The organism is Corynebacterium sp. UMB6689, assembly GCF_030215295.1.
Lineage (GTDB): Bacteria > Actinomycetota > Actinomycetes > Mycobacteriales > Mycobacteriaceae > Corynebacterium > Corynebacterium aurimucosum.
The window spans coordinates 38,151-57,460 of sequence record NZ_JASOLS010000003.1 but is presented as its reverse complement, the minus strand read 5'-3'; the positions used below and the strand labels follow the sequence as shown (position 1 = coordinate 57,460).

Here is a 19,310-nt window from a genome sequence, read left to right as displayed (position 1 = left end):
CACGATGGCCGTAGAGCCTGACAAACCAGGCGTCGACGATCCCGGCCCGGGGCGCCGTTTGGGCCTCGACGTCGGTACCGTCCGCATCGGCGTGGCGGTATCTGACCGAGACGCGCGCTTGGCCATGCCGGTCGAAACCGTCCGGCGTGAGACCGGGTTTAAGGACCGCGACAAGGGCGATATTGACCGTTTGCTCGAGCTGATCCATGAGTATGACGCCGTCGAGGTGGCCGTTGGCCTGCCGCGTGATCTCAAAGGCAACGGCTCATCAAGTGTTAAACATGCCAAGGAAATCGCGTTTCGTATCCGCCGCCGCTTGGCAAAAGATGACAGGATGAAGGAACCTCCGCCCGTACGCATGGTGGATGAGCGCCTCACTACGGTGGTGGCAACCTCTGCTTTGCGGGCCTCTGGCGTGTCAGAGAAGCGTGGTCGCTCGGTCATTGACCAAGCTGCCGCGGTGGAAATTTTGCAGTCCTGGCTGGATGCGCGCCATTTCGCGTTGCACGGCCACAGCCCTTCAAACGTAGGAGACGAAGTACGTGAGCCGTAAACCTTCACGCATCGGACGCTCGATGGAACCTCAATATGTCAAGCGCCGTCAGCGCGGCATGGCCGTGCTCATCGCAAGCTTGGTCCTTATCATTGGCGGACTCGGCTACATCGGCTTCCGCCTTCTGGGAGGGGGCAGTACCTTGGACTACGAGGGGCAAGGCAACGGTGTCACACAGCTTGTTCAGGTCCCAGAAGGCTCGTCCATGGGTGAATTAGCACCCGAGCTGGCAGAAAAGAACGTGGTGAAGACATCCGAAGCTTTCTCCTCAGCAGCCAACTCCAACCCACGCGCAAGCCAAATCAAACCCGGCTTTTACCGTCTCCAGGAGGAGATGAGCGCGAAGGCCGCTGTCGAAGCGCTGCTCGATGAAGCCAATATGGTGGACCTCCTCGACGTCCAAGGCGGTGCCACGCTGCTCGACGTCAACGTGCTTGGCGGTGATGTTCGCTACGGCATTTACTCCTTGATTTCCCAGGTCTCGTGCAAGGAAGGTGGCTGCGTCTCCGCTGAAGAGCTCGAGAAGATTGCGGCCACCGTGGACCCAGCTGAGCTGGGCGCACCGGAGTGGGCCCTGGAAGAGATTCGCGCACGAGGCGAGGACCCGAAGCGCCTTGAGGGGCTGATTGCCCCGGGCCAGTACGTGCTGGATCCGAACATGGATGCCCAGGAGATTCTGACGGACCTGATCACCCGCTCTACGAAGAAGTACAACGACACCAACATCGTTGACCGCGCCCAAGCAATTGGTCTGAAGCCCTATGAGCTTCTAACTGCCGCTTCATTGGTGGAACGCGAGTCCCCGGCCGGTGAATTCGACAAGGTTGCTCGAGTGATCCTCAACCGCCTCGATGAACCGATGCGCCTCGAGTTGGACTCCACCGTGAACTATGGCCTCGAGGACGTGGAGCTGGCCACCACCGATGAGGACCGCCACCGCGAGACGCCATGGAATACCTACGCCAAGGACGGTCTGCCTGATTCGCCGATTGCCTCGCCTTCGGAGGAAGCTATCCAGGCCATGGAGAACCCGGCGGAAGGAAACTGGCTCTTCTTCGTCACCGTCGATGACAAGGGCACCACCGTGTTTACCGATAACTACGATGAGCACCTTGCCAACGTCGATGATGCGGTGCGCTCTGGCATCCTGGACAGCCAGCGCGAGGCCGAAGGTGCGCCGCCAGCCGAGGAGCAGTAAACCAATGCCGCGCGCCGCAGTCGTGGGCAGCCCCATTGCCCACTCGCTCTCACCAGTCCTGCATAACGCTGGGTATGAGGCCCTGACCCTGAAGGAGTGGGACTATACCAAGCATGAGGTGACGGACTTGCCGGCCTTCCTCGCCGAAGTAGGCGAGGAGTACTGCGGTTTCTCCGTCACCATGCCGCTCAAATTTGATGCCCTTGCTTGTGCCGATATCGTCAGCGAGCGAGCTGAGCTCATTGGCTCCGCGAACACCTTGGTACGCACCCCGGAAGGGTGGCGCGCGGATAACACGGATACCGAAGGCGTGCTGGGCGCGCTCGATGAGCTTTTGGGCTCTTCCCAGCCGTCTTCGGCGCTGCTCATCGGCGCCGGCGGAACCGCGCGGCCGGTCCTGTGGGGGCTGGCTCAGCGCGGAGTGAAGGACGTTACCGTGTTGAATCGCTCCGACCGTTTAGCTGAACTGCGTCCGCTCGCTGACGCCCTCGGTCTCACACTCCATGCGGCAACCTTCGAGGATGATCTAGCAGGCCTTGCGAGAGCAGTAGATCTCCTTGTCTCCACCGTGCCCTCTGCTGCGTTGGAGGGATACCTGACGCAGCTGGCCAAGGCTCCGGTTTTTGACGTTATTTATGATCCGTGGCCTACTCCGCTCACTGTGCATGCGGCCGCTGATGGCTACCGGGCCGTCGGCGGGCACATCATGCTGGCTAATCAGGCTTATTCGCAATTTGAGCAGTTTACCGGGCATACTGCCCCGCGGGCAGAGATGCTGGCGGCGCTCAACAAGGCGCTCAAGCTGCCCTAAGCAAGTCCCCACAGCTTGGTGCGTGCGTCTTGTCCGCCCACGCGGTAGGCTGCGGGACCATGGGGGAACTGCTTTTCTTGGCGTGGGGGTGCGCTTTAATTATTTATGACCTGCGTTTCAAACGCCTGCCTAACTATCTGACTCTGCCTGCCGCAGCCTTATCGCTGTGCTGGTTCAGCGTGGCCGGGCTGCTGTGGCCGGGTATCTACGTGGTGGCGGCGTTGCTAAGCCGCGCCGGAAGCATCGGCGGGGGAGACCTCAAACTGGCGCTGCCGCTGGGAATGGTGACCGCACACGTGGCGGGCGTACCGGGGGTTGCGCTGGCGATGATGGGGGCGTCGCTGAGCACGGTGCTCTGGGGCTATATATCCAGGGATAGGACACCCGCGCATGGACCCGGGATGTTGATTGCCGCAGGACTTGTTGTGTTATTTAGCCCCGACATGGTGTGATAGCAGGCCTAGTGACCCCGAAGGAACCCTTGGCGTGTGATAATAGTCCGCATGCTTCGTTGGACTACCGCAGGTGAATCTCACGGCCAGGCACTCGTTGCACTCATTGAGCACATGCCGGCCGGGGTTCCCGTTTCCCAAGACGATATTGCTCTCCAGCTCTCTCGCCGCCGCCTCGGCTACGGCCGCGGCGCCCGCATGAAGTTTGAAGCTGATGATCTCACTCTGCTCAGTGGCATTCGCCACGGCCTTACCCTGGGTAGCCCCATCGCTATCATGATTGGCAACACGGAGTGGCCAAAGTGGACCACCATCATGTCCCCGGATGCGCTAGATCTCGATGACCCGGAGACTGCTAAGGCGATGGCTTCCGGTCGCGGTGCTCCGCTCACTCGTCCACGCCCTGGGCACGCCGATTTCGCCGGCATGGTGAAGTTTGATCACGCGGAGGCCCGTCCCATTCTGGAGCGTTCCTCCGCACGCGAGACCGCTGCCCGCGTCGCCGCGGCCACCGTTGCCCGCAACTTCCTTCGCGAAACCCTGGGAGTCGAGGTGCTGTCCCACGTCATCTCCATTGGTGTCTCAGAACCTTATGAGGGCCCGCACCCTAGCTTTGCGGACCTTGAGGCCATCGACGCCTCTCCGGTTCGTGCCTGCGATAAGGCCGCAGAGGAATCGATGATCTCAGAAATCGAGACCGCCAAGAAGCAGGGCGATACCCTCGGCGGCATTGTAGAGGTCATCGTGGAGGGCCTGCCGATTGGTTTAGGCTCCCATACCTCGGGGGAGGACCGTCTCGACGCGCAGCTCGCCGCCGCCTTGATGGGTATTCAGGCGATCAAGGGCGTTGAAGTAGGCGACGGCTTCGCTGAGGCGCGCCGTCGCGGAAGCGAGGCCCACGATGAAATGGTGCGCACCGATGAGGGAGTGGACCGGGAGAGTAACCGGGCTGGTGGCCTGGAAGGCGGCATGACTAATGGCCAGACGCTGCGTTTGCGTGCGGCGATGAAGCCGATTTCTACCGTCCCGCGCGCCCTGAAGACCGTTGATATGGCTACGGGTGGGCCAGCCACTGCCATCCATCAGCGTTCTGATGTCTGTGCAGTTCCAGCGGCTGGCGTGGTGGCCGAAGCCATGGTGGCGCTCGTCCTTGCGCGTGCCGTGTTGGAGAAATTTGGTGGCGATAGCTTAGCCGAGACCAAGCGAAACATTGCTGCCTACCAGGATTACGTGGCTAGCCGCTTGGATTGGGGCGAGGCATGAATTCCCCGCACGTCGTTCTTGTAGGGCCTCCTGGCTCCGGAAAGACCACGATTGGCCGGCGCCTCTCCCGCGCGCTGAACTGCGAGGTTGTTGACTCTGATGCCCTCATCGAGGCCCGCTACGGCAAGGCTTGCGGCGAGATTTTCTCTGAGCTGGGTGAACCAGCATTCCGTGAGGTCGAAGCCGAAGCGGTGCGCGAGGCACTCGCCACTACTGGCGTGGTGAGTCTAGGCGGCGGGGCAGTGCTGACCGAATCTACACGCGCCCTGCTCGATGGCCTGACTGTTGTATTCCTTGATATCACCCCCGAAGAAGGCGTAACCCGCACGCTGGGGGACAGCAACCGTCCCGTTCTGGAGTCTGCGGACCCGCTGGCGCACTACACCCAACTTTTGGAAACGCGCCGACCCCTCTACAGCGAGGTCGCTGACTTAAAGGTGCGCACTGGTGTGCGCTCCCCGCAGCAGGTGGTGGGTGACATCTTGAGCTTCCTCGAAACCCTCTAGGACGACGAAACTTCTTTACCCGCTACGTGTCGACGCCTCACGAACCCTGCCACCCCAGCCGAAGGAGCACCACCCATGCACACCATTGCTGTTAATGGACCATCGCCTTATGAGGTCACTCTTGGCAGTGGCCTGAGTACCGCCATGATTGAGCGCGCCGCGGCGATTGGGGCGGCTAAGGTGGCAATCATCCACCAACCGCCGCTCGCGCAGGCTGCCCAAGACTTAGTTAAACAGGCTCGCGTACAGGGGATTGAGGCCACCGCAGTTGCGGTCCCCGATGCCGAAGCCGCCAAACAGATCGACGTGCTCGCCCGCTTGTGGGATATCTTCGGAGAAGTAGGTTTTAGCCGCCGCGATGCCGTCATTGGCCTAGGCGGCGGTGCGGTAACTGACCTGGCTGGGTTTGCTGCGGCGACGTGGATGCGCGGCATCCCGGTGATTCAGGCGCCGACGACGTTGCTCGCCATGGTGGATGCCGCCGTGGGCGGCAAAACCGGCATCAACACAGCCGCGGGAAAGAACCTGGTTGGGGCTTTCCATGAGCCGGACTCAGTCTTTGTTGATGTGGAGCATTTGCGCACGCTGCCAGCCGAGGAAATCGTCGCCGGTTCTGCAGAGATTATCAAGACTGGCTTCATCCATGACCCGCAGATCATTGAGCACTACCTGAAGGATCCCGCCACATGCCTTGAGCCCGACGGCCTGCTGCCGGAGCTCATCGAGCGTTCTATTGCGGTCAAGGCCCACGTGGTGGGTCAGGACTTGAAGGAATCCGGGCTGCGCGAGACTCTCAATTACGGCCATACCTTTGGCCACGCCGTGGAGCGTCGCGAGAACTACTCGTGGCGACACGGCCGCGCGGTAGCGGTGGGCATGATGTTCATTGCCCACCTATCCCACGCGCGCGGGCTTATCGATGCCAACCTCGTGGCCACGCACCGCGACATCTTGACCAGGATTGGGCTGCCGACCACTTATGAACAGGGCCATTTCGAGGAGCTGCTGGATGCAATGCGCCATGACAAGAAGAACCGCGGCGGCCACATCCGCTTTGTAGCGCTCACCGGGATCGGGGAAACCACGCGCTTGGAAGACGCCACTGATGAGGAGCTGCGCGCAGCCTACGCGCAGCTGACCGTATAGGAATTTAAGGAGTTCGCCATGACCATTCTCGTCCTCAACGGCCCGAATCTGAACCGCTTGGGCAAGCGCCAGCCAGAAATCTATGGCAGCGAAACTTTGGAGGATATAGAGACTCGCGTCCGCGCGGCGGCGGGGGAGGAAGAGATCGTCTTCTTCCAATCCAACCACGAGGGCGAACTCATTGAACAGGTGCATCGCGCTGCCGACGAAGGCTGGCCTGTCATCATCAACCCGGGCGGTTTTACACATACCTCGGTGGCACTGCGTGATGCCCTGGCGGAGGTAGCCGATGGCCCCGGATTCGTCGAGGTGCACCTATCCAACGTGCATGCGCGGGAAGCATTTCGGCAGCACTCTTACCTGAGCCCTATCGCTCGCGGTGTTATCGCGGGCCTCGGCTCTTATGGCTATGTCGCGGCACTGGGGTACTTCCTGGCAGATTAGCTATCATGGAGTATCGCTTGAATTGATTGGAGTGGTTCTCTCATGGCATTAGCCGATACTCGTTATGGCAACCGCCGCCGCAAGCTCATGACTGAGCTGACTGGTCAGCGCATTGACGCCATTATCGTTACCCACCTGACGCACGTGCGTTACTTGACCGGCTTTTCGGGATCGAATGGTGGACTGCTGTTGCGCAAGGACCTCTCCGCGCTCATGGCAACGGACGGTCGCTACACCACGCAGATCGCGGAAGAAGTTCCGGACATCGAAGCCAGCCTTGGTCGCGATGTAGGCCCGCACTTGCTGGGGCAGGTTTCTCAAGATCTGCGGGTGGGCTATGAAGCCGACTACGTCACTGTCGCACAACTGCAGCGTCTGGAGAAAGCAAAGCCGGAGGGCGTGACTCTGGTACCGGTCACCGGCGTGATTGAGAAGATTCGCCTGGTCAAGGATCACGTTGAGCTGCAGAAGCTCGAAGAGATAGCGGCCTTGGCCAACCAGGCGCTCACCGATCTCGTAGAGGCTGGGGAGGTCGCCGCTGGGCGCACGGAACGCCAAGTCGCTGCCGATTTGGAATACCGCATGCGCATGCTCGGCTCGGAGCGCGTGAGCTTTGACACCATTGTGGCTTCCGGTGAAAACTCCGCTAAGCCCCACCACGGTGCGGATGACCGCGAGTTGCGCAAGGGGGATTTGGTTACGATCGACTTCGGTGCCCACCTGCGCGGCTTTAACTCCGACTGCACACGCACCTTCGCTATCGGTGAGGTCACTGAGTTTGCCCGTGAAATCTACGACATTGTCCTGCGCGCCCAGGAGGCAGGTGTGAAGGCAGCGGTGCCAGGTGCCAAGCTTGTCGACGTCGACGCGGCCTGCCGTGACATCATCACTGAGGCCGGCTATGGCGAGTACTTCGTTCACTCGACTGGCCACGGAATCGGCCTCGACGTGCACGAAGGGCCCTCCGCAGCGAAAACCGGCAAGGGCGAGCTCGCCGAAGGGATGACGCTGACCATTGAGCCGGGCATCTACGTTCCTGGTAAGGGCGGCGTGCGGATCGAGGACAGCCTGTTTATTACCTCAGGGGCACCAAAGATCATCACGGCCTATCCGAAGGAACTTCAGGTGCTGTAGCCAGCACCCCTTCGTACCGTGCAGCAGCCGCGTACGGTATGCTTAGACACTGTTTTCATAGTTTCGACTACAAGTTATTTGGGAGAGTCATTTCATGGCAGATACCACTGATTTCAAGAACGGCCTCGTTCTGAAGATCGACAACAAGCTGCAGCAGATCGTCGAATTCCAGCACGTCAAGCCTGGCAAGGGTCCTGCATTCGTGCGCACCAAGCTCAAGGATGTGGTCTCTGGCAAGGTCACCGACAAGACCTTTAACGCTGGTGTGAAGGTGGAGACCGCCAACGTTGACCGCCGCGACATGACCTACCTGTACAACGATGGCCAGAACTACGTGGTCATGGATGATAAGACCTACGAGCAGTACGAGCTGCCGTTTGATAAGTTCGGCGACGCCGGCAAGTTCCTCTTGGAAAACATGCGTGTCCAGGTCTCCTTCCACGACGGCGACGCTCTGTTCGGTGAGCTTCCGATCTCCGTTGACCTGAAAGTTGAGCACACCGAGCCGGGTCTGCAGGGTGACCGCTCCAACGGCGGCACCAAGCCGGCGACACTCGAGACCGGTGCCGAGATCCAGGTGCCGCTGTTCATCGAGACCGGTAACACCCTCAAGATCGATACCCGCACTGGCGAGTACCTCTCCCGCGTCAACAACTAAGATGACCCGACCAGAGCCTAACTATAAGCGGCACACCGCGCGCTACCGCGCGCGCCGCCGAGCTGCGGATATTCTCTTCGAAGCAGAATCACGCGACGTTGATCCGGTAGCCATCGTGGAAGACCGCGTCGAGCTTGCTCGCGACCCGGAAAACGGCGTGGCGCCGATCGCGGACTACACCCGCGAAATTGTCAGCGGAGCAGCTGAAGAGCTGGACGCCATCGACGATGCGATTGCTCGTTACCTCTCCAGCGAGTGGTCGCTCGAACGCATTCCCGCCGTTGACCGCGCGATCATGCGAGTATCGGTATGGGAAATCCTCTTCAACGCGGATGTTCCGAACGCTACCGCGCTCGTTGAAGGCGTGGAGCTTGCTTCCGAATACTCCAATGACAAGGCCGCGCCTTATATCCATGCGGTGCTGGATGACGTCATCCAATCACAGTCTGCGGATAGCCCGATGGCCTCGTCCTCTGCCGAGGAGCCCGCAGAGCCCGCTGAGACTGCGGAAACGGAAGGGGACACCGAATAGGGACCCACCGCTGGCGTTAATTGTTTCGCCAGCCCTTTCCAGAAAAACTCCGGCCAGTTAGCTTTGCGGACTGGCCGGAGTTTTGTCTTGGACGGGTTCAAATAGAAAACTGCCCTTGTTGCCAAAGATCTGGCCAGATCTTGAGGTGAGGGCGAGAAACTTTGGCAACAAGGGCAGTTGCGGCGGTGGTGCGTGCGTGGTGGTGCAGTGCGCTAGAGCAGCGAAGAGAGGAAATCCTTCGTGCGCTGGTGCTGAGGATTGTCCAAGACCTGCTGTGGGGTGCCGGTTTCGATGACGCTGCCGCCGTCCATGAAAACGATGGTGTCGGCGACCTCCCGGGCAAAGCCCATCTCGTGGGTGACAACGAGCATGGTCATGCCATCGGCGGCAAGTTCCTTCATCACGCGGAGCACCTCACCGACGAGCTCGGGGTCGAGGGCGGAGGTGGGCTCGTCGAAAAGCATGAGCTTCGGGTCCATCGCAACCGCGCGAGCAATGGCGACGCGTTGCTGCTGACCACCAGAGAGCTGGACTGGGTAGGCGTCCGCCTTGTGCGCGAGGCCAACCTTTTCCAGCAGCTCCATGGCCTTTTTCTTTGCCTGCTCCGGGTTCTGCTTCTTTACCTGGATGGGGGCCTCGATGATGTTTTCCAGCACGGTGCGGTGGCTAAAAAGATTGAATTGCTGAAAAACCATGCCGATATCTTGGCGCTGGGCGGCGGCTTCCTTCTCGGAGATTTCATAGAGCACGCCGTTGCGCTCGCGGAAACCAATCAGTTCGCCGTCGATGTAGAGGCGGCCGGCCGTGACCTTCTCCAGGTGATTACAGCAGCGCAGGAAGGTGGACTTACCAGAACCGGAGGGCCCCAGAAGGCACGTGACCTCACCCGGCATGACGGTGAGGTCGATGCCTTTGAGAACCTCAAGTTGGCCGAAGGACTTGTGCACATTTTGTGCGGAAATCATGGGTGTCGGCATTAGTTCTTTACCTCCGGGATGACAGAGACGTTGCGGGGAATGGTTCCTTCGGCATCCGCCAGCGCGGCCAACTGGCGGCCGGTGAGCTCGCGGGTGGCGCCGCGCTCAAAGCGGCGCTCTAAGAAGTACTGGCCCACCATGAGCAGAGAGGTGATGGCCAAATACCACGTCGCCGCGACCATAAGCAGGGGGATGGGCTCGAAGAGCGCAGCCGAAATGTCCGTGGCGCGGCCAAAAATCTCCGCCGTGTAGGGAATAGCAACCACAAGTGAAGAAGTCTTGAGCAGTGAAATAAACTCGTTGCCGGTCGGCGGGATGATGATGCGCATGGCCTGCGGGAGCACAGTGCGGCGCATGGTCATCCACCATCCCATTCCCAGAGCCTTGCTGGCTTCCTTCTGGCCCTCCGGAACAGAAGAGATACCGGAGCGAACAATCTCCGCCATGTATGCGGCTTCGTTCAAGCCTAAGCCTAAGACGGACAAGAGGAATGCGTTATTGAGTACCTCGGTGAGGGAAATCTCTGTGAATCCAAGGTTGATGGATTGGTAGAGGGCTGAAAGTAGACCCCAGAAGACGAGCTGCACGTAGATTGGGGTGCCACGGAAGAGCCAGAGGAAGACCCACGACACGCCACCTAGCACAGGGTTAGGGGACATGCGCATCACCGCGAGGGCAGCGCCGCCTACGACGCCGATGATCATTGCCAGAATCGTAATGGCAATGGTGTGCAGGGCAGCGGTGGCAATCCGAGTATCGAAAAGATACTGGAAATACGTGCCCCACCCGAAGGCTTCGTTGCGTGCCGAGGAGATGATGAACCATACGGCAAGCAGAGCGAGGACAGTGGCGAATACCCAGCGCCAGGGGTGACGCAGTGGGCGGGCTTCGATCTTTTCTGGGGCAGTCGAAGCCGATGAATTCGACGCTGCCGGGAGAGAGGAGTTAGTCATTGATCGGCCTTTCGTTAATCATTGCGTGTTCGACGAGTCCGTCGTCAACACCCCATTTATCGAGAATTTCAGCGTATGCCCCGGTATCGATGAGATGCTGGAGTGCCGCCGCCACGGCAGGGCCGAGGTCTGAATCCTTTGGCACGGCGAAGCCGTAGGGTGCGGCGTCGAACATCTTGCCGACCATGGACATACGTCCATCTGAGCGGTTGACAGCCCATGCGGAGACTGGTGAATCCGCAGAGAGGGCGTCCGCGCGGCCCATCAAAACCGCAAGGGCGGCGTTATCGCTTGTGTCATAGGGCAGGATGGTCAAGTTACCATCGCAGGCTTCCTGCTTGGGACGCAGATCGTCGGTCTCCGACACCGTCGTGCGCTGCACCGCGACGGTAAGGCCACAGGGATTCGATGGATCGACCTTGTGGGGGCCGTCGGTGAGTTCTGCCCACTGGATGCCGGCGTAGAGGATGTCGACGAAATCGAAGTTTTCCCGGCGCTCATCGGTATCGGTGAACCCGGAACCGCCGAGATCAATCTGTCCCGACTGAACCGCCGGCAAGATCATGGAGAAGTCTTGTTCCACTGGCTGGAACTTGAGCCCCAATACTTGGGCGACTGCATTGGCTAGGTCCATTTCCAAGCCGATGATCGAGCCGTCGGAGTCCTTGAACTCGAACGGCGCGAACGGTGGGTTCGTGCCGACGGTGAGGACACCATCGGTGTCCTGATACATCGCGGCAATCTCGGCAACTTCGTCCACGTTGGGCGCGGACCAGCCCTCTGGCAGCGCTGGCTCCTCGTTGGTGACGCAGCCGGAGAGGGCAACGGAGGCCAGCGCTCCGACAGCGCCCACGATGGCCTTCTTCTTATTCATGCTTTAACTCTCTTGATAACTTGCGGCTTTGCGCCTATCCACGGCGATGAAAATAGCGACGATGATGCCGCCGAGCGCGAACATAAGCAGGATAAGCGGTGTGGAAGCATCCTGGTCTGCGCCCCACGGCCACAATGCGCGAAGCGAGCCCAGCATAAAGCCGGCCATGGCGGCCAAGGTCGGATCGCGGTGGGTATCGAGTAGGTAATTCAAAACCTTGACGAACGCGACAAGGCCGCACAGCGCGCCGAGGGCGAAGACGCCCACGATGGTCATGTTCCGGTCAGAGACCGCGCCAATGACAGGCTGGTAGAGGCCCATCGTCAGCAAGATGAGTGAGCCCGATACGCCGGGGAGAACGAGCGCGCAGACGGCCACCATGGCCGCCAAGAACACCACAATCAGGCTGGGGTCTTCGACAGGAGTTGAAGTAAAGCCGGTAACGAAGAAGATCGCGACGGTGGCGATGATGAATGCGGCGATGGACGCGGGCGTAAACCGCGACATCATGCTTATTGGAACGATGATGGACACGGCGACCATGCCGAGGAACAATGCGCGGGACAAGGACACTTGTCCTTCCACAAAGTTGTGGAGCAGCGTGGAAAAACCGAAGACGGCAAGGAACATGCCGGCGGCGACTGAGAGGAGGAAGCCCCACTCAACCTTTTTGAAACGGCCGGAAATGAGATCATTGGCGTTGTGCAAAGCGCGTTCATAGATGCCTACGATGAGCGCCACGGTGCCTCCGGAAATACCGGGGACCAACTCGGCCATGCCAATGAGGGCGCCGCAAATGGCGTTAAGAATATAGTGCATAAACCGAAAGTAACGTTGACAGTCTCCTCGGTGGGGATGCCGTGCCGAAGGAGAGGAATGGGCAGATGACTCCTTATTCTCTCACTCCGCGAAGGGCTTATGCAAACTATTCAGCCCATAGAAGGTTATACGTTGCCTACATCGGCAAGCGCTTGGCCACCTCGCCGTAGATCGAACCCAAGATGGCGAAGGCAGCGAGGCCTACAAGGCCGTCGAGAAGCACGGTGTAGAAAGTGTTGAGCTGCGGATCGTCCGAGGACGCCGCAGACTTACGCAGCTCCTGGTAGTAGGAGGAGCCTTCCACCTTGGAGGAAACCTCCTTGTCGGCACTCGAATCTGCGGCAGTAGCCACGGTGGTACCACCCAAGGTGAGGGCAACGGCGGTGCTCACAGCGATGATAGTGCGACGCATGGTAACGGATTCCTTTCGGTTGAAAACGCTAACACCCCACAACAGGGTCTGTTGCGGGGTGGAATTGTGCCCCTGGTGAGACTCGAACTCACACTACACGGGTTTTGAATCCGTTGCCTCTGCCAATTGGGCTACAGGGGCGCACAAGCAACGATAGTAGCGCAGCCGACCAATGTGAACCTAATTGCCTGCCTACGGCCCTCAACGGTGCCGCTCCGTGCAACACGTTAGGATGGGCCGGGTGACTACTTCTCAGCCCCGACTCTTGCTCATTGACGGCCACTCCATGGCCTTTCGCGCATTTTATGCACTGCCCGCGGAGAACTTTTCCACCTCGGGTGGCCAGCACACGAACGCGGTATACGGCTTCCTGTCCATGCTGGCGAATATCCTCGCCGAGGAGAAGCCGGACTTCGTCGCTGTAGCCTTCGACGTGGGCCGCAAGACCTTCCGTACCGACATGTTCCCCGAGTACAAGGCGCAACGAGAGGCCGCCCCTGAAGAGTTTCGCGGCCAGGTTGAGCTCATTCGTGACGTGCTGGAAACGTTGGGAATTACCACGCTCTCGCGCGAGAATTTCGAGGCTGATGACATCGTGGCCACGTTGTCTACCCAGGCGGGCGCGGACTATGAGACCTTCCTGGTTACCGGTGACCGCGACTATTTGCAGCTTGTCGACGACTCCACGACCGTCCTCTATCCCATGCGCGGGGTGTCCAAGCTGCATCGCTTTACACCGGAGGCCGTGGAGGAGAAGTACGGTCTGAGCCCGCAGCAGTATCCGGACTTTGCGGCCTTGCGCGGAGATCCTTCCGATAACTTGCCTTCCGTTCCGAAGGTGGGGGAGAAGACCGCCACGAAATGGATTACCCAGTATGGTTCCCTCGATGGCCTCATCGAGCATGCCGAGGAAATCAAGGGAGTGGCGGGCCAGAACTTCCGCGACCGCATTGAACAGGTCAAGCTCAACCGGAAGCTCACCCAAATGGTGACGGACATGGACCTGGAGGTTGGACCGGCAGACCTGGAATTCAAGGGAGCGGTCGCTAGCGAGGTCGCGGCTCGCTTCGACGAGTTGGAATTTGGCACCAACCTGCGCGAGCGGGTCCTCAACGCCGTCCCGCACGATGCCGCCGCCGAAGCTGCCGCGGCGGAGGAAACGCCGGATGTATCGGTGACCGTGGTGGACACGCCGCTGGCTAAGTGGCTCGAAGGTAAAAAGCATGTCGCGGTATTCGTGCAGGGTGACGGAACCCCAGGTGCAGGAGATGCGGCAGCGCTAGCACTGGTCGATTCAGCTTTTGAAGGACTCCAGATTGAATTGGCGGACCTGGATGCAGAAGATGACGCCGCCCTGGCCGCGTGGTTGTCATCAGATGCGCCGAAGTATGTGCACGAGGCAAAGGCTACTTGGCACATGCTGGTGGGGCGAGGGATTGAACTACGTGGAATTGCCCATGACACAGCCCTGGCGGCCTACCTCCTGCGCCCAGGTCAGCGCACGTATGCGTTGACGGACGTGTACCAGCGCCATCTGCAGAAGTCCTTGGGGGTGGCCACGGAGCAGCTTTCCCTCTTGGATGACAATCAACTTGTAGAACAGGCCGGCGCCATCATGGAGCTGGCGGCAGAACTGACTAGTCAACTCCAAGAGATTGATTCCTTCGAGTTGTATACGGACCTTGAGTTGCCGCTCGTGACCATCCTGGCCCAGATGGAGGCCGCTGGTATTGCAGTTGACCGCGATGTCTTGGAAACGCAGCGTGATGCTTTCATTGAGCAGGTCAATGAGCAGGAACGCGCCGCCCGCGAGTTGGCTGGTGATGATTCTCTTAACCTGAATTCCCCGAAGCAGCTGCAGGCGGTGCTCTTCGATACTTTCGATATGCCGAAGACGAAGAAGACTAAGACAGGTTATTCGACCGCAGCTAAGGAAATTGAGCAGCTGGCCGCTACCCATCCGCACCCCTTCCTGGATCACCTGCTGGCGCACCGCGAATACCAGAAAATGAAGACGACGCTGGAGGGGCTCATCAAGACCATTCAGCCGGATGGCCGCATTCACACCACGTTTAACCAGACGGTGACTTCAACCGGCCGCCTATCCTCGACCGAGCCGAATCTGCAGAACATCCCGGTGCGCACGGAGGCTGGTCGCCAGATCCGCTCGGCCTTCGTGGTCGGTGAAGACTTCGAAACCTTGATTACGGCCGATTACTCGCAGATTGAGATGCGAGTCATGGCGCACCTTTCTGCCGACCCTGGGCTTATTGAGGCCTACCGGGAGGGTGAGGACCTCCATAACTACGTTGGTTCCAAGGTCTTCGATGTTCCTGTCGATGAGGTCACCCCAGAGCTGCGCCGCCGAGTCAAGGCCATGTCCTATGGCTTGGTCTATGGGCTATCCGCATTTGGTTTGTCGCAACAGCTGGGCATCCCCGCACGGGAAGCCAAGGAGATCATGGAGAGCTACTTTGAGCGATTTGGTGGTGTAAAGCGCTACCTCGACGAAGTTGTCGTGCAAGCTCGAAAGGACGGCTACACCTCCACGGTCTTCGGGCGCCGCCGCTACCTACCGGAGCTGAACTCCGATAATCGTGTTGCTCGCGAGAACGCCGAGCGCGCAGCGCTCAACGCCCCGATTCAGGGAACTGCAGCAGACATTATCAAGGTGGCCATGATTCGCGTGGACAAGGCGCTTGAAGGTTTGGCCTCGCGCGTCTTGCTCCAGGTTCACGATGAACTCGTCGTGGAGGTGGCTCCCGGCGAAGCGGAGGACGTCCAGCGCATCGTGGAGCGAGAGATGGACAAGGCTATCGAGTTGACTGTGCCCCTTGAGGTCTCCGTTGGTGTGGGCAAAAACTGGGATGCCGCAGCGCACTAGGGCTTAGGTCAAGCCCACCGCGCGCTCGTCTTCGGTGGGCGTGCGGCGCTCGACCAAACATCCGGCAAGGAGGTCGAATGGGGTTTGTCCCAGCAGCAGGACGCTGAGGCCGAGGATGCCCAGGATGGTTGCCTCCACGAAGGGGAGTCCTGTCAACGCGAGAAGTGTGAGAAGGAGCCAGCCGTTGCGAACGGCTGCGCTGCCGATTCCGGGATGCTCAGCAATGACTTCTAGCTTTAGCGACCACTTACCCAGGGAAGTCTGCTTTGCGGCCTCTACCCACACTCGGTAGACGTAGAAGACGAGTGCGAGGGCAACGATGTCATAGACAGCGCCTGCTCGACCGCTCAGCACTTCATCGGCGATGAGGTTGATAAGCCACTTGAGTGCCACGATGATGGCGGCGGCGAGAAAGGCATCAATCCACCAGGCCACTGCGCGGCGCGCGAAAATCCCGAGGCGTTCTAGAAGCATGGCTGTCAGCTTAGTTCGCTGCAGCCGATTGATTCGATACCAGGGGAGGTAGTGTCTGACCTACCGTGCTTCGCACACGAAGATGGCGGTGCCGGGGAAAATGGCTCCCCGCTCAGGCGACCATTGTCCCCACGTAAGTGTGTTTTCCTCCGGCCACTCGGGTTCGATGAGGTTGCGAATTTCAAATGCACCGCGCACTTGGAGTGCTCGCACCCAATCGCCCATCGTGCGGTGGAACTCGGCATAGCTGAGCTCACCGCTGTCATCCTGCTCTAGGTAGGCGCGTTCAAAATAAGACAGCTGCGCAGTGAGGTCCTGTGGATCATCGGGGAAGACCCAACGCATGGGGTGTGGCACAGAAAAGACGAAGCGGCCATGAGGGTGCAGAACACGGTGGACTTCGTTCAGTGCCTGGTCAAGGTTGGCCACGAAGGGAAGGGCGCCAAAGGCGGAGAAGACGACGTCGAAGGATCCGTCACGATAGGGAAGTGCTAGGACATCAGCCTGAACGAGCGGTAGGCCACTCTCGGCATGGGAAAGCATTCCAGACGAGAGATCGAAGCCCGTGGCAAAGCGCGCGCGTCCTTGCAGCCACTGCGTGCAAGGCGCGGAGCCGCAGCCGAGCTCGAGGACGGTAGCGGAGGAGACATCGCCCAGTAGCTGCGCTTCCGCCTCGTGCAGCATCTCAGGACACCAGTAGAAAGAGGATAGATATTCGGGGTGTTCCGCGTGGTAGGAATCGGCGTCACGATCCCAAAAATTGCGATTGGCTGAGGAAGCAGAAAAGGCTGCAGAAGACATTCTCACTTTTCCAATTTCTTTTCCGTGTTGTATTTGCCGTTTTAGCTGCGAGGATGTAGGGTTGTACGGGCGTGTCTATGACTCGGGACGCGCTGGGCTACTGTAGGAGAGCTCGGCACGGCTGCGAGTCGGGATTGAAATCCATCTTAAGCCTTGCGCATTTGCGCTGCTTAATGACGCTTTTCAAGAGACGCGTAACTGTCCAATTACGATCTCCTACGTTTATTCGGAGCATAACTACATGCCAACTTCTAACACCCCTCAGGTTGCGATCAACGACATCGGAACCGCAGAGGACTTCCTCGCAGCCGTCGACGCCACCATCAAGTACTTCAACGATGGTGACATCGTCGAGGGCACCGTGGTCAAGGTTGACCACGACGAGGTCCTGCTCGACATCGGTTACAAGACCGAGGGCGTCATCCCGTCCCGCGAGCTCTCTATCAAGCACGACGTCAACCCGGATGAGGTTGTCGAGGTCGGCGACGAGATCGACGCACTTGTTCTCACCAAGGAGGACAAGGAAGGCCGTCTGATCCTGTCCAAGAAGCGCGCACAGTACGAGCGCGCTTGGGGCGCCGTCGAAGAGCTGCACGCCAAGGAAGAGCCGGTTACCGGTACCGTCATCGAGGTTGTCAAGGGTGGTCTCATCCTCGACATCGGCCTCCGTGGCTTCCTCCCGGCTTCCCTCGTTGAGATGCGCCGCGTTCGCGACCTGGAGCCGTACATCGGCCAGGAGCTCGAGGCCAAGATCATCGAGCTGGACAAGCAGCGTAACAACGTTGTCCTGTCCCGCCGCGCATACCTCGAGCAGACCCAGTCCGAGGTCCGCTCCGAGTTCCTGCACCAGCTGCAGAAGGGGCAGGTCCGCAAGGGCGTTGTCTCCTCCATCGTCAACTTCGGCGCCTTCGTCGATCTCGGCGGTGTCGACGGCCTGGTTCACGTTTCCGAGCTGTCCTGGAAGCACATCGACCACCCGTCTGAGGTTGTCACCGTGGGCGACGAGGTCACCGTCGAGGTTCTCGACGTCGACCTGGACCGCGAGCGCGTGTCCCTGTCCCTGAAGGCAACCCAGGAAGATCCGTGGCGCGTCTTCGCCCGCACCCACGCTGTGGGCCAGATCGTCCCGGGCAAGGTCACCAAGCTCGTTCCGTTCGGCGCCTTCGTTCGCGTCGAGGAGGGCATCGAGGGCCTCGTCCACATCTCCGAGCTGGCTCAGCGCCACGTGGAGGTTCCGGACCAGGTTGTCAACGTTGGCCAGGAAGTCATGGTCAAGGTCATCGACATCGACCTCGAGCGTCGTCGTATCTCCCTGTCTGTTAAGCAGGCCGACGAGGACTACACTGACGAGTTCGATCCGTCCAAGTACGGCATGGCTGACTCCTACGACGAGCAGGGCAACTACGTGTTCCCGGAGGGCTTCGACCCAGAGACCAACGAGTGGCTCGAGGGCTACGACGAGCAGCGTCAGGCTTGGGAGGCTCGCTACGCCGAGTCCGAGCGTCGCTTCAACCTGCACACCGCTCAGATCGAGCGCAACCGTGCTGCAGCTGCTGAGGCCGCTGAGTCCGCTGCCAACTCCAACTACTCTTCCGAGTCTCAGGATGCAGCTCCGGCATCCGATTCTCAGGCAGAGGTTGGCGGCTCCCTCGCATCCGACGAGCAGCTCGCTGCTCTGCGCGACAAGCTCGCTGGCAACTAAGAATGGATCTTTCTCGGTTCGCACTCAGCGATGAACCCGAGATGGTCTAGCTTTTGAGAAAGGCCGCTTCTCCCACTGTGGGAGGGGCGGCCTTTCGCGTATCCTAAGCCGGTATGAAGCTCATTGGACTCACCGGCGGTATCGGCAGCGGAAAATCTACAGTGGCGCAGCTTCTCCTGCACCACGACTGGGTATTAGTGGATGCCGATCAGATAGCTCGGGACATCGTTGAACCGGGGCAACCGGCGCTCGCTGAGTTAGCAGACGCTTTCGGGGAGGATATCCTTCAAGCCGATGGAAGCCTCGATCGTGGGTTGCTGGCTTCCCGCGCTTTCGCCAGCCGGGAGAAGACCGATCTCCTCAACTCCATTACGCACCCGCGTATTCAGGAGGAAACCCAGGCCCGCTTCGACTCCGCGCGCCGCGCTGGCGCCGACTTCGTGGTGTATGACATGCCGCTCCTCGTGGACAAGGGTCTACACAAAAATATGGACGCCACCATCGTCGTTGACGTCGATGTGGAGGAGCGGGTTCGCCGCCTCGTGGAGTATCGCGGGCTGGATGAGGGGGATGCGCGCCGCCGGATAGCCGCGCAGGTCCCGGACGATGTGCGCCGCGCCGCTGCTGATTTCATTATTGATAACAACGGCGCTCGCGATAAGCTCGATGCGCAGGTTGACGGGGTCGTCGACAAGCTCCGCTCCCGGTTCGCCTAGG

The 19,310-nt window shown here is 59.9% G+C and carries 21 protein-coding genes and 1 tRNA gene; 14 read left to right on the top strand and 8 right to left on the bottom strand.

Features of this window, described 5'->3' with window-relative positions; genetic code table 11:
* Window positions 1-4: 4 nt before the first annotated feature.
* The 11 genes from ruvX to nusB all read left to right on the top strand — a co-directional run bounded on the left by ruvX (window position 5) and on the right by nusB (window position 8,697).
* Entirely contained in the window at window positions 5-553 is a 549-nt protein-coding gene (gene ruvX / locus QP363_RS02240; RefSeq protein WP_070446844.1) for a Holliday junction resolvase RuvX, read from the top strand.
* Between the two features lie 22 nt (window positions 554-575).
* Entirely contained in the window at window positions 576-1,751 is a 1,176-nt protein-coding gene (gene mltG, locus QP363_RS02235) for an endolytic transglycosylase MltG (protein ID WP_070644989.1), read from the top strand.
* 4 nt (window positions 1,752-1,755) lie between these two features.
* Entirely contained in the window at window positions 1,756-2,562 is an 807-nt protein-coding gene (locus QP363_RS02230) for a shikimate dehydrogenase (RefSeq protein WP_070446846.1), read from the top strand.
* 59 nt (window positions 2,563-2,621) lie between these two features.
* Complete coding sequence (locus tag QP363_RS02225; RefSeq protein WP_070446847.1) at window positions 2,622-3,014, top strand: A24 family peptidase; 393 nt, start codon at window positions 2,622-2,624, stop codon at window positions 3,012-3,014.
* A gap of 51 nt (window positions 3,015-3,065) precedes the next feature.
* On the top strand, window positions 3,066-4,277 hold the full coding sequence (gene aroC / locus QP363_RS02220) for a chorismate synthase (RefSeq protein ID WP_070446849.1): 1,212 nt from the start codon (window positions 3,066-3,068) through the stop codon (window positions 4,275-4,277).
* Window positions 4,274-4,783 (top strand): shikimate kinase, encoded by a 510-nt coding sequence (locus tag QP363_RS02215; RefSeq protein WP_070446851.1) that lies wholly within the window; start codon window positions 4,274-4,276, stop codon window positions 4,781-4,783. Before aroC ends, QP363_RS02215 begins: the two co-directional genes overlap by 4 nt.
* A 75-nt stretch (window positions 4,784-4,858) precedes the next feature.
* Window positions 4,859-5,929, top strand: coding sequence for a 3-dehydroquinate synthase (gene aroB / locus QP363_RS02210; protein ID WP_284762231.1), 1,071 nt, complete (start codon window positions 4,859-4,861; stop codon window positions 5,927-5,929).
* Between the two features lie 18 nt (window positions 5,930-5,947).
* Window positions 5,948-6,373, top strand: a complete 426-nt coding sequence (aroQ, locus tag QP363_RS02205) for a type II 3-dehydroquinate dehydratase (RefSeq protein ID WP_070446855.1) — start codon at window positions 5,948-5,950, stop codon at window positions 6,371-6,373.
* A gap of 42 nt (window positions 6,374-6,415) precedes the next feature.
* Entirely contained in the window at window positions 6,416-7,507 is a 1,092-nt protein-coding gene (locus tag QP363_RS02200; RefSeq protein ID WP_070446856.1) for a Xaa-Pro peptidase family protein, read from the top strand.
* A gap of 94 nt (window positions 7,508-7,601) precedes the next feature.
* Window positions 7,602-8,165 carry an elongation factor P gene (gene efp / locus QP363_RS02195; RefSeq protein ID WP_070446858.1) on the top strand — a complete coding sequence of 188 codons (564 nt, stop codon included), beginning with the start codon at window positions 7,602-7,604 and terminating at the stop codon, window positions 8,163-8,165.
* 1 nt (window position 8,166) lies between these two features.
* The gene (gene nusB / locus QP363_RS02190; RefSeq protein ID WP_070644861.1) at window positions 8,167-8,697 is read left to right on the top strand and encodes a transcription antitermination factor NusB; all 531 of its coding nucleotides are present in this window, start codon (window positions 8,167-8,169) and stop codon (window positions 8,695-8,697) included.
* 212 nt (window positions 8,698-8,909) lie between these two features.
* On the opposite strand, the gene QP363_RS02185 is transcribed toward nusB, so the two are convergent.
* The 6 genes from QP363_RS02185 to QP363_RS02160 form a co-directional block, all read right to left on the bottom strand.
* Complete coding sequence (locus tag QP363_RS02185) at window positions 8,910-9,674, bottom strand: amino acid ABC transporter ATP-binding protein (RefSeq protein WP_070446863.1); 765 nt, start codon at window positions 9,672-9,674, stop codon at window positions 8,910-8,912.
* On the bottom strand, window positions 9,674-10,627 hold the full coding sequence (locus tag QP363_RS02180; RefSeq protein ID WP_070446865.1) for an amino acid ABC transporter permease: 954 nt from the start codon (window positions 10,625-10,627) through the stop codon (window positions 9,674-9,676). Before QP363_RS02180 ends, QP363_RS02185 begins: the two co-directional genes overlap by 1 nt.
* Window positions 10,620-11,501, bottom strand: coding sequence for an ABC transporter substrate-binding protein (locus tag QP363_RS02175; RefSeq protein ID WP_144656278.1), 882 nt, complete (start codon window positions 11,499-11,501; stop codon window positions 10,620-10,622). The genes QP363_RS02180 and QP363_RS02175 overlap by 8 nt, the downstream gene beginning before the upstream one ends.
* Window positions 11,502-11,504: 3 nt before the next feature.
* Complete coding sequence (locus QP363_RS02170) at window positions 11,505-12,320, bottom strand: DUF368 domain-containing protein (protein WP_070446869.1); 816 nt, start codon at window positions 12,318-12,320, stop codon at window positions 11,505-11,507.
* Between the two features lie 136 nt (window positions 12,321-12,456).
* Window positions 12,457-12,732: a hypothetical protein gene (locus QP363_RS02165; RefSeq protein ID WP_070446871.1), complete on the bottom strand. Its 276-nt coding sequence runs from the start codon at window positions 12,730-12,732 to the stop codon at window positions 12,457-12,459.
* 67 nt (window positions 12,733-12,799) lie between these two features.
* Window positions 12,800-12,873, bottom strand: a tRNA-Leu gene (locus tag QP363_RS02160).
* Between the two features lie 91 nt (window positions 12,874-12,964).
* On the opposite strand from QP363_RS02160, the gene polA reads away from it, so the two are divergent.
* Window positions 12,965-15,616 carry a DNA polymerase I gene (polA, locus tag QP363_RS02155; RefSeq protein WP_284762332.1) on the top strand — a complete coding sequence of 884 codons (2,652 nt, stop codon included), beginning with the start codon at window positions 12,965-12,967 and terminating at the stop codon, window positions 15,614-15,616.
* Between the two features lie 3 nt (window positions 15,617-15,619).
* Here polA and QP363_RS02150 read toward each other — a convergent pair whose 3' ends face one another.
* Together QP363_RS02150 and QP363_RS02145 are read right to left on the bottom strand one after the other, a co-directional pair.
* A complete protein-coding gene (locus QP363_RS02150; RefSeq protein ID WP_070644855.1) occupies window positions 15,620-16,090 on the bottom strand; it encodes an RDD family protein in 471 nt (156 codons plus the stop codon).
* A gap of 60 nt (window positions 16,091-16,150) precedes the next feature.
* Window positions 16,151-16,891 carry a class I SAM-dependent methyltransferase gene (locus QP363_RS02145; RefSeq protein WP_070644853.1) on the bottom strand — a complete coding sequence of 247 codons (741 nt, stop codon included), beginning with the start codon at window positions 16,889-16,891 and terminating at the stop codon, window positions 16,151-16,153.
* A gap of 241 nt (window positions 16,892-17,132) precedes the next feature.
* On the opposite strand from QP363_RS02145, the gene rpsA reads away from it, so the two are divergent.
* Both rpsA and coaE read left to right on the top strand, forming a co-directional pair.
* On the top strand, window positions 17,133-18,593 hold the full coding sequence (gene rpsA, locus QP363_RS02140; RefSeq protein WP_010190105.1) for a 30S ribosomal protein S1: 1,461 nt from the start codon (window positions 17,133-17,135) through the stop codon (window positions 18,591-18,593).
* A gap of 113 nt (window positions 18,594-18,706) precedes the next feature.
* On the top strand, window positions 18,707-19,309 hold the full coding sequence (gene coaE / locus QP363_RS02135) for a dephospho-CoA kinase (RefSeq protein WP_216379603.1): 603 nt from the start codon (window positions 18,707-18,709) through the stop codon (window positions 19,307-19,309).
* The last annotated feature ends 1 nt before the right edge of the window (window position 19,310 follow it).